General features: G+C 40.2%; 9 protein-coding genes. 1 reads left to right on the top strand and 8 read right to left on the bottom strand.

Going from position 1 to position 10,379, the window contains the following annotated elements; translation table 11 throughout:
* Positions 1 to 159: 159 nt before the first annotated feature.
* From BTO21_RS17185 to BTO21_RS17150, 8 genes are all read right to left on the bottom strand, one after another.
* The gene (locus BTO21_RS17185; protein ID WP_045032703.1) at positions 160 to 1,446 is read right to left on the bottom strand and encodes an MFS transporter; all 1,287 of its coding nucleotides are present in this window, start codon (positions 1,444 to 1,446) and stop codon (positions 160 to 162) included.
* 430 nt (positions 1,447 to 1,876) lie between these two features.
* A complete protein-coding gene (locus BTO21_RS17180) occupies positions 1,877 to 2,332 on the bottom strand; it encodes an outer membrane lipoprotein (RefSeq protein ID WP_045032709.1) in 456 nt (151 codons plus the stop codon).
* A gap of 195 nt (positions 2,333 to 2,527) precedes the next feature.
* Positions 2,528 to 3,670, bottom strand: coding sequence for an ABC transporter permease (locus tag BTO21_RS17175; protein ID WP_045032701.1), 1,143 nt, complete (start codon positions 3,668 to 3,670; stop codon positions 2,528 to 2,530).
* On the bottom strand, positions 3,657 to 4,841 hold the full coding sequence (locus BTO21_RS17170) for an ABC transporter permease (RefSeq protein WP_045032707.1): 1,185 nt from the start codon (positions 4,839 to 4,841) through the stop codon (positions 3,657 to 3,659). The genes BTO21_RS17175 and BTO21_RS17170 overlap by 14 nt, the downstream gene beginning before the upstream one ends.
* Positions 4,842 to 4,845: 4 nt before the next feature.
* Entirely contained in the window at positions 4,846 to 5,820 is a 975-nt protein-coding gene (locus BTO21_RS17165) for an HlyD family secretion protein (protein ID WP_045032699.1), read from the bottom strand.
* Positions 5,820 to 7,235: a TolC family protein gene (locus tag BTO21_RS17160; RefSeq protein WP_045032697.1), complete on the bottom strand. Its 1,416-nt coding sequence runs from the start codon at positions 7,233 to 7,235 to the stop codon at positions 5,820 to 5,822. Before BTO21_RS17160 ends, BTO21_RS17165 begins: the two co-directional genes overlap by 1 nt.
* A gap of 223 nt (positions 7,236 to 7,458) precedes the next feature.
* The gene (locus BTO21_RS17155; protein WP_045032695.1) at positions 7,459 to 7,920 is read right to left on the bottom strand and encodes a TetR family transcriptional regulator; all 462 of its coding nucleotides are present in this window, start codon (positions 7,918 to 7,920) and stop codon (positions 7,459 to 7,461) included.
* A 130-nt stretch (positions 7,921 to 8,050) separates the two neighbouring features.
* Positions 8,051 to 8,776 (bottom strand): L,D-transpeptidase family protein, encoded by a 726-nt coding sequence (locus BTO21_RS17150; RefSeq protein WP_045032705.1) that lies wholly within the window; start codon positions 8,774 to 8,776, stop codon positions 8,051 to 8,053.
* A 219-nt stretch (positions 8,777 to 8,995) separates the two neighbouring features.
* On the opposite strand from BTO21_RS17150, the gene BTO21_RS17145 reads away from it, so the two are divergent.
* Entirely contained in the window at positions 8,996 to 10,249 is a 1,254-nt protein-coding gene (locus BTO21_RS17145; protein ID WP_045032694.1) for a protein kinase, read from the top strand.
* Positions 10,250 to 10,379 lie beyond the last annotated feature (130 nt).

The raw sequence follows: 10,379 nt of genomic DNA, 5'->3' as shown, positions 1-10,379 counted from the left end.
TCGCTGAAAGCTTAATATTAGAGGGGCGAAGGGAAAGAACATTCCCCCGAACAGTAAAGCCGAGACCTCAGCGGTACGCTAAAAAGAAAAAAGCCGTTCACCTTAAGTGAACGGCATTAACCATAATGGTCGCTTTTTATTAGCTATAATATCAATGAACTACATTGGAAGACGCTTACTGTCAACACGAATAATAACGCAGGTCAAAATAACTAAAGTAACAGCAATGGCAGCCAGTAATATAAATACACCATTCCAAGAATATGCAGTTTCAATCATTGCAATTGGCGCACCGGCAAGTGCTGCACCAATGTAAGTCACACCACCTTTAAGACCTGTGGCAGCACCCGCACCATCAGCATGCGATGCTTCGATGATACCTAATGCAAACAGCATTTGTGGCGCGTAAATACCAGCACCAATGATAAAGAAACCTAACGCAACAAGTAAGTAGCTCATATGGATAGTGATAGCAACGCAAACCATGCCGCCAATTAACACAAAGCAGTAAATTAAAATTGTTTTCCAACGATCGGCACCAAAGAACTTATCAGAAATAATACCCGATGTCAGACCGCCTAAAATACCGCCCGCCTCAAACCAAGCGACTAATGAGTTAGAACGAACTAAGTCCCAATGTAGTACATCAACGAAGTAAACGCTTACCCAATCACTTGAAACAGTACGAATTACATAAATACATAAGTCACCGCCAATCGCTAACCAAATAATAGGGTTAGTCAAAATATAGCGTTGGAACATTACCCACATTGATAAACCAGTTTCAGAGCGCTTATTAATCTCTAGCTGCTTAGTATCATTACGCCATTCACCAACATTGGGTAAACCGTAATTTTCAGGTTTGCCGCGCATCAAGATAGCCGCAATAACAGCTTGTACTGCAGTAATAGCTGCTGGTACATAAAATGCGTAACGCCAGTTACCCGTGTAAGCAATAACGGCAGAAGCAATTAATGGTGCTAATGCACCACCAACATTGTGGGATGTATTCCATAATGAATACCAACCACCACGCTCTGATTTTGAGTACCATTGACTGATTGCTTTAGCGATTGGTGGAAAACCACAACCTTGGACAATAGCTGTTGAGCAATAGAGCACTAGCAACATCGTAACGCTGTTGGTCATACCAATCCCAACGTTAATAATCGCAATCACAACTAACACTGGTGCTAAAAATAAACGCGGATTAATTCTATCGGCAAGAAGGCCAGAACTGAATTTTGAAAGGCCATATAAAATATAATAAATTGATGAGGCCAAACCAAACTGAACCATGGTCATGCCTAGATCTTTCATTAATAATGGCGCAGCAGCAGCAAATGCTTTTCTTGAGATATACATCACAGTATAGGTCAAGAAAGTCGTAATAATTATCTGCCAACGAAGGCGTTTATAAGTCGCGTCTAGTTTAGAATTATTCATCAAATATGGGTCGTTCAAAGAGGTTTTTTAGAAAGCGCACAGCGTACTCTTTGACACAATTAGTTACAAATTAATTATTCGCTCATTTTTTATACTTTGGAATATTCATTTGCAGCTAAGATACATGTACTTATCAGACCAGACAAATAACTATAAAAATATAAAATACCAGAACAATAAGCTTGTTTTTATAAAATAACAGCATCTCATGATCATCAATTGTTTACTGGCAGAATAATAGTTTGCTAAAAACAACTCTTATTTACGTTAATAAACGCCGCTTAAACAGCAAATAAGAAACAAAATACGCCCACTTAATCAACATAGCCGTTTTTATTTAAACAAAAAATAAACGTTACTCTTATTCCCCAAAATACAGTTAATAAAAAAGGCAGTATTGACTGCCTTCTTTATTGGTCACTATATCGGTTTAATTAGCCGGTACAACACGCGTCGTGTTTCCTTGCTGATACATATCAACACGCTGACCCACACGGAAGATCATGTTAGGATCAACCTGCTGTACCACGGCGACGGTACGACCGCTATCAAGCTTAATAACAATATTAACCCCTTGACGTTTACCAACAGCACCACCAGCACTATTACCTAACGCACCACCAGCAAGTGCACCACCAATTGCGGCAATATCAGAGCCTGAACCACCACCAATTTTCGACCCTAAAATACCACCAATAGCAGCACCAGCAAGCGTACCAATCGTGCTTTCACCATCAGAGCTCATTGTTACAGCATCAAGTTTAGTAATTGTCCCTGTCAAAACCGTTTGCATTGTTCGAGCTTCGCCAACATTGTAAGCATCACCATAAGGATTCTGAGCACAACCTGCGACGCCAAATGACAACATCATCGCCACCGCGACCATTACTTTTTTATTCGCTATTGATTTATGACTCAAGACAACCTCCTACTAGTTTGAACGTAACTTTACTTATTAAGTGTGGCTATTAATTTAACATTTGCCACATCTTATTCACCCAACGACGCCCAATATAAAACAGCGTACATTTAAATGCAAAAAAAAGAGCATTAATATGCTCTTTTTATTGGTGTTATTGTTTTATTTTCGCGCTCGATACATTAACCAATAACTGATTGCAGCGAAACCAATAAACTGTAACCACAACTGCCCCCAGCGATTAATCTCTTGTGCAAAACTCGCTCCAAGCTGATTAAGCCCGAGGAAACCATTGATCGCAGCAGTAGAAGGTGCCAATTGAGCAATATCATTAATCACTACAGGTATTGCAGAAGAAGGCCAAATAAATCCAGCACTGAACACCAAAGGTAATGAGCTTAACAATACCACTAGCGTTACTAATTCACAGCGTGGTAATAATTGTCCAAGTACCATACCTAACATGATAACCGCCAATAAAAACGGAATCGTCATCATGATCAAATCATGGATCGATGCGAGCCTATTAACGCCATAGTGGACATAAGTAAACCCGAAGTAATACATCACTAACGGTAAATAGATTAGGGTAAATAAGACCGTCCGTACCGTCATCACCATCCAAATAGGATATTGTGCCCAATAACCCGTTTTACCCGCGGCACGTGCCTCATTTTCTGCTGCGCCCAACATACCAACCCCAATTAATAAGGTCTGATGTAGGATCAACACAAAGACCGCAGGCACCACATAATTAATATACCCCATAGTGACATTAAATACGGGTCGCATATTAAGTTTCATGGCTGTCACATGCTGTGCTGCTTCTTCTGCGCCATCACCGGTCAACATCATTCGATGTATTTTTGCTTTAACGGCTAATGCATTACCCGCATCATTTAAGCCTTCAACCACCGTACCGTAAACCAAAAATAGCGCGGCATTACCGGCATAAGCCAATGTTGGACTGGTTCCCATCATCACATCACGATAAAAATGCTCTGGAATCACTAAAATACCATCCACTTGCCGATCTTCTAACGCAACTTTAGCCGCATGAATACTGCCAAGATGTTCAGTAATATCAACTTGTGGTGTGGCATCGGCCATCCTAATTAACTCACGACTCATTTGGCTATGATCAAGGTTAACCACTGCTACCCGTTGTTCTCGTGGTAATTCATTAAGATAAGGTAATGGGTATAAAAATGAATAAAAGACCACTCCACCAAAAACAGTAAACAACAATGAAAAGTTACTAAAGATGGCTTTTAATTCATGCTTAAATAAATCACTCCAACTCATGATGATCTCCCTGTTGTGCCGATATTTTCGTTAATGCTTTATTACGACGCACTAACATTAATCCCATCGCCAGTAATAAGGCGCACATAAAACTGCTTAATACTAACAGTTGATGTGATGCTTGATACCAACCACTACCATAATCGACTTGCTGTAATTGCACTTCAATATAATGACTGACAGGCAATAACCCGCGCCACATCTTGGCAATAATAGGCATATCTGTAGCAGGGAACGTGATCCCCATAAAGGCAAATGCAGGTGCGGTATAAGCCGCAACAAAACTCATTGCCCGTGGTGCTTCCATTGCTATAAAATAAATCAGGCTACCCATGCTTTGACAGGCAAACACCATCAATATTTGAGCGGCAATCAATATTCCCCATTGACCATGCATCGGCCAATCAAGCGCAACGTACATCCACCATAAAAACAACACCCCCTGAATCAAAAACAAACCAGAATATGCGAGCAGTTTACCCAGTAATTTTTGACAAGGTGTTTGTGCTAACCATTGCCATAAACCTTGACCACGCGCTTCATGTACCAACGCTAATACTGTGGTTGCTACAATTAAAATTTGCCAAATAGAGGGGATAATTGCTGAGACCAAGAATTGACCATAATGACTATTACTATTAAATAATGGCGTTATTTGGGCGCGAATAGGCACAGCTTGACCTAATGCTTGTTGTCGTACCGTCGTACCTGAACTCATATTCCTGAACGCCTCAACCCCTGCATTATAGGTGCCTTCCACCTGGAGCATTGCCGCGCTAATAACCTTACCAATTAAGATAAATTGGCCATTATAGAACATGGTAATTTGTGGCGCTTCACCGAGCTTAACGTCTTTTTCGTAGTTATCAGGGATCACCACCATGGCATAGATATCATTGGCGCGCATTGCTGCACTGGCAGAGTGATCATCGGTAAATTGGCGAGTGACAGCCATACTTGGACTGGCATCAATATAACGCGTTAATTGGCGCGACATTTGGCTATGATCAAGATCAACCACACCAACAGGCAAATTACGCGCAATACCAGCCGCAAAAATCGCCCACATCGTCAGAAACAACAATGCAGGTAACCACACCACCAGCGCCCGTAACCATTTATCTTGCCAAAGAGTACGCCACTCGTTTTTTATTGCTGAATAGACAACCATAGCATTACTCAACAATAACACTCATGCCAACTCGTAACCCATTAATAGGTTGAGTTGGACGAGCTTCAACTTCAAACGTTCGCATATCGAAACCTTTGGCGGTGTCAGTTGCACGCCATGTTGCGAAATCCCCCATGACAGCCACATGAGTGACTTTAAATTGGTAGCTTTGATTGCCTAAAGCAGGGATCGTAACCTTAAAGGTTTTGCCTTCTTGGTAATCTTTTAATTTATCTTCACGAACATTAAACACCGCCCATGCATCACTAATATCAATGATATTGACCACAGGGAATCCTTGTGGCGCTAATTCTCCATCATGTAATAAGACTTGTGACACTTCACCTTTATGCCAACTGCTCACCTTAGTATCAGCCACATAAGCTTGTACTTCAGCCACTGCGCCTGCTGCCATTTTGACTTTTTCTTGTGCGGCACGTTTGGTTTCTACTCGTGCACCTTCTGTTGTCATTTGATACATTTGGTAAGCTGCACTTTGTGTAAATTGAGCGGCTTGCCATTGGGTATACACTTCATCACGCTTTTGTTCTGCTAATACACCGTCTTTATAAAGGTTATTAATTCTAATATAGGTTTTTTGCATTAACGCAGCAGCGGCTTTCGCTTTACCCCATTGGTCTTTTGCAGCGGCAATTTGTTGAATACGTGCGCCTTTTTCTGCTTCTTGCGCTAGTGCACCCGCTGCCTGTTCACCGGCTTGTGCTTGTTCTAATTTAGCGTCAATTTCAGGGCTTAAAATCGTAAAAATCAATTGCCCAGGCTGAACTTCATCACCCTTGCGAACCAATACTTTATCAATACGCCCAGGCACTTTAGAGGCAATATTATATTGCTGAGCTTCAATTTGACCTTGCATACGTTCAGGTTGAGGCTGGTAAGCATGCCAGAAGGTATAACCGAGCCATCCAACCACGGCAATGACAGGCACAGCTATAGCAATTGCTTTTAACTTACTCATTATAATTTGACCTCGATCCCTTGATATTGCTGATAATTTTTAAATGTGTTCATTTCACCACTAATGGCAAGTAGGCGCGTTAAGCAAGCAACATATTGATAAGCTGCCGCTAAACGTTGAGTTTTAATACTGGCTAAAAACAATTCAGCATCCACCACATCGAGTGAGGTTGATAACCCTTGTCCAAAGGCTTTCTCTCGCAATAAACTATTTTCATGTGCAAGTGCTAAACTAGACGCCAAACCGTTATATTCCTCTAATGCTTGTTTCGCTTCACGGTAGGTTTTTTCAACCAGAACGGTTAGATCTTGTTGAGCTTGCGCCTGTAAATGGTTCACTTGCGTTACCATTGAATGCGCTGCGCTTAATTTCCCAGAACGACCAGAATTATCAATCAATGGCACACTAACACCGACACCCACCGCCCAATCAGGCGCCATCTTTGCCGCTAAACTACCACTATCATGCAGGTTATAATCACCATAAACGTAAACCTCGGGATAATATTTGCCTTTTTCTACATCAATTAAACCGTCGGCTTGCTTACGTTTGGCATCTAAAATATGCAACCCCGGATAGGTCGCTAAGGTTTTATCCACAAAAGCAGTCATTGGTGGCAGTGAATTATTAATGAATAACCCCGTTGATGGCATCGCAGGTGTCGATTGTTTTAAGAGCTGCGTTAAAGCAACTTGGGCAATTTCTAAATCGCGGAGGGATTTTTGCTGTTCGACTTTGGCTTTATCATAAGCCGCTTGCGCTTGTAGTCGCTCAACTCGCGCAATTTGACCTTGCTGCTCAAGTTTAACCGCATCTTGATAATGACGTTTTAAGCCATTTGCAACTTCTATACGCGTTTGTAATACATTTTTAGCTAAGACCACCCCAAAATAAAACCGTGATAAGTCTTCAAATTTTGCTTGTTGTTGCATTGCTAACATGTATTTGGCTTGGTCGGTTTTTCCTTGAGCAATATCTTGCGCTGCGTTAATACGCCCGCCCGTAAAAATTGGCCAAATAGCACGAATAGAACTGGTAAACACATCACGATCAGAAATGGTTGATGTAAAAGCAGAATTTAATTGTGAATTAGAAACAATATTATTAATAACTTTACCAATATCAGTATTCGAGGCAGGCATACTGCCAAATAAATCTGACGGTGATACTTTAACATCATGATCTAAGCGGGTGTAATTAGCGCCAATCGTTACCTTAGGTAAATATAAATCTTTGGCGGCATCTTGCATATATTGCGCTTGCTCAACACTGGCACGATCGGCAGCTAAACCATCATTTGTGGTAACAACAGTATGCCACGCATCATTAAAACTCACTGGCGCTGCATGTACTGTCGGTACTATTGCCAATAGTGCAATTGTCAGTTGCTTCACCATCAATGGCCTCATTTTCATCTACTAACCTTATCCTCTTTGCTTGCCAATGTGTCATTACAAATATAGAGCATATACTCTAAAATAATAAATATTAGCAGATTCTATAATAATTACTTTATTTTAGTTACTTATAGGTGGGATATAAACATGAATATCATTATGCTCTATAAACAAAATAGCCCACAATAATGTGGGCTATTCATATTTAGTCAAATTTTACGGGTAGAAACTTAAGCCATAATTAACGGGCTAAACGAATTAATGAACGTCCTAATAAACACTCTAATTCGACAATACTCTGCTTACCGTAACGTTGCTCACACAGTGTAAACAGACGTTCAATTCCACGATGAGCAAATTCATGTGATGTTTCAGCAGAAGAAATATGGTGAAACAATAATCGTAAAATAGCGCGAAACTTTTCATCTTCTAATGCAGCAGACCAACTTGTAGAAAATGCCTGCAAATCGCCAGTTAGATCCAATTTATCAACAAAAAGATGATAGATTCGCCCATCAAGTGCATGTGCAAAATCTTGCTTCTTAGGAAAGTGGTGGCTAATACCGGTTCTTGATATACCCGTTTGGTTACTCAAGGTGGTATACGACATTTTATCGTAACCTAACGTCAGTATTTGCTCAATCACTGCATCCATAATGGTCTGAATGGTGATCTCGGTGTCTTCTTTACTACGCTTGGGCATAATGCGTTGACTCTGTTCTAATCATTTTATGCAACGATAATACCCTTGACGTTCAATAATGACGTCAAGAATATTGGTTCATTGTAGTATTACAAAATGTTTTTCGCTTAACTAGGGCTAACCCACATAATTAACGATTAAATTTTCTCGCATGCTGTTCAATATCACGATATAAAATTTTAGTCCAATAAGGCTGAGTGTTTGCTGCAAGCAATTTAGTTTTTCTTGGATCATGTGGGCTAATTAATACTTCTATATTATCAATCCCTGTACGTTCAGCTAATAAAAACAATTCTTCAATCGCATAATCCCCCATAGCTAAACAACCAACCGAAGCTTGTTTACCATGAATAAAAATATTACTGCCGGGTGATGTACGACCTTCTAATTGCGCATATTTGCGATCAAATGCATTAGGGTAATCAAGCTTCATTGATAAGTGATAACGGCTATTAGGGTTTAACAGCGAGACTTGATAAACACCTTCAGGCACTTGTTTATCACCTTCACGCATTTTAGGCCCGGTATGACCACTTATTTTTTGAATAGCATAACGTTTAACGTAAGACCATTTGCCTTTTTCTTCAGCCCACAACTCAACACTGTGTTCTTGTTTCATCGCAAATAAGGCAATGTTTTTCGGAGGGTAAGTTAATCCAACATTTTCAAAATATCGTTTTAATCGTGGCTCAACAAAAGGCGTATAACGGTTCATAACATCAGTGATCGTGCGACTACCTGTTGGTGGGTAGAGAGCATATGTTGATAACGACGATGGAATATATAGCGCTTCTGCCTGTACGTAACTTGTTGATGTTAATACTAGCATTAATGGACAAATAACTTTTTTTAGCACACAACCCTCATGACAATTTTCTACACGCATAATATTGCGCTAATTTACATAATAACCAACTTGAATTGCGCTAGTTTACCTGAATTTTTGATTAAATAACCATCACTTTATAGTGGCACTATGCCAATATCATAAACTTTCGCAGTAGCCGTGATCTAACCTTCTAAAATCTTTACAATAGCTCACCTAACAGTATACCAACTTAAAAATGAGACTCTTTTGCATACTTTAGAACAATTACGCTCAGGCCAACTTAAAGGCATCACTCATTTGACATTAAGTGAACAGCTGACCCAATTTCCGGAAGAAATTCTAACACTGAGTGACAGCTTGGAAGTGTTAGATCTGACCAATAACCAATTAACACATTTGCCTGATAGTTTCAGTCAATTAACCCAATTACGTATTATTTTCATTTCAAATAACTGTTTTACAGCATTACCCACCGTATTAGGTTTGTGTCCTAATCTTGAAATGATCGGCTTTAAATCGAACCAAATCAAAACTGTTGAAGCAAGCGCACTGCCTAAAAAATTACGCTGGTTGATCTTAACAGATAATAAAATAACCGCCCTCCCTGAAGCGCTTGGAGACTGCATCCATTTACAAAAATTGGCATTAGCGGGAAATACACTCACCGCACTGCCGCTTTCTATGAATCAATTAGTTAACTTACAGTTAATACGATTATCGGCGAATGCACTCACAGCCTTTCCCAACCAACTACTTGATCTACCTAAATTGGCGTGGCTCGCTTTTTCTGGTAATGATTTTAATCGTCATCAGCAGGTGACTAATTCACTGCCTTATGTTACTTCAAATGATTACCAACTAGAGCAAGTATTAGGGCAAGGGGCTTCTGGGGTCATTTCATTAGCACGATGGTTATCTAATCCACATCAGCTTGATAACAATATCGCGGTTAAAGTCTTTAAAGGACAAGTTACCTCGGATGGTTACCCGCAAGATGAACTAAATGCATGCTTAAAAACAGGTTCCCATCCCAATTTAGTAGCGTCATTAGCACAAGTGAATGAACCGAATTATCTCGCCTTGATCATGGCGTTAATTCCAGCCCATTATCATAACCTCGGCTTGCCACCATCGTTAGCCACTTGTACGCGAGACACATTCCCAGCTGAATTTACACTGTCAATTGCAGCAATCGCGACAATTGTTGAACAAATGACCGCGGTAATTAGCCATATGCAGACACAAGGGGTTGCTCATGGTGATATTTATGCACACAACGTTCTGGTTGACGATAATGCTAATATTTTAGTGGGCGATTTTGGGGCGGCATCGATTTATGATGATCTTTTACCTGAACAACAACAAAAAATCGCTGTGATTGAATGGCGAGCAGTAGGGTATTTTATCGAAGATTTGCTGTCTATTTGCCAAGTTGAAGATCGGCATACCGACCTCTACCAACAATTACACACCCAAGCCAAAAGCTATATTGTAGCGTAATGGCCACCTAATCACCTCTTAGCACCCTTTAATGTCTCGCCTTACTCAATTTATATCGATACACATAAATTGAGTAAATTGGCTACTCAACATTCAGATAAACATTCAGTTTAAATTATTACTATTCAAT

The organism is Photobacterium phosphoreum, assembly GCF_002954725.1.
Taxonomy (GTDB): Bacteria; Pseudomonadota; Gammaproteobacteria; order Enterobacterales; family Vibrionaceae; genus Photobacterium; species Photobacterium phosphoreum.
This window is presented reverse-complemented; position numbering and strand designations above follow the sequence as displayed.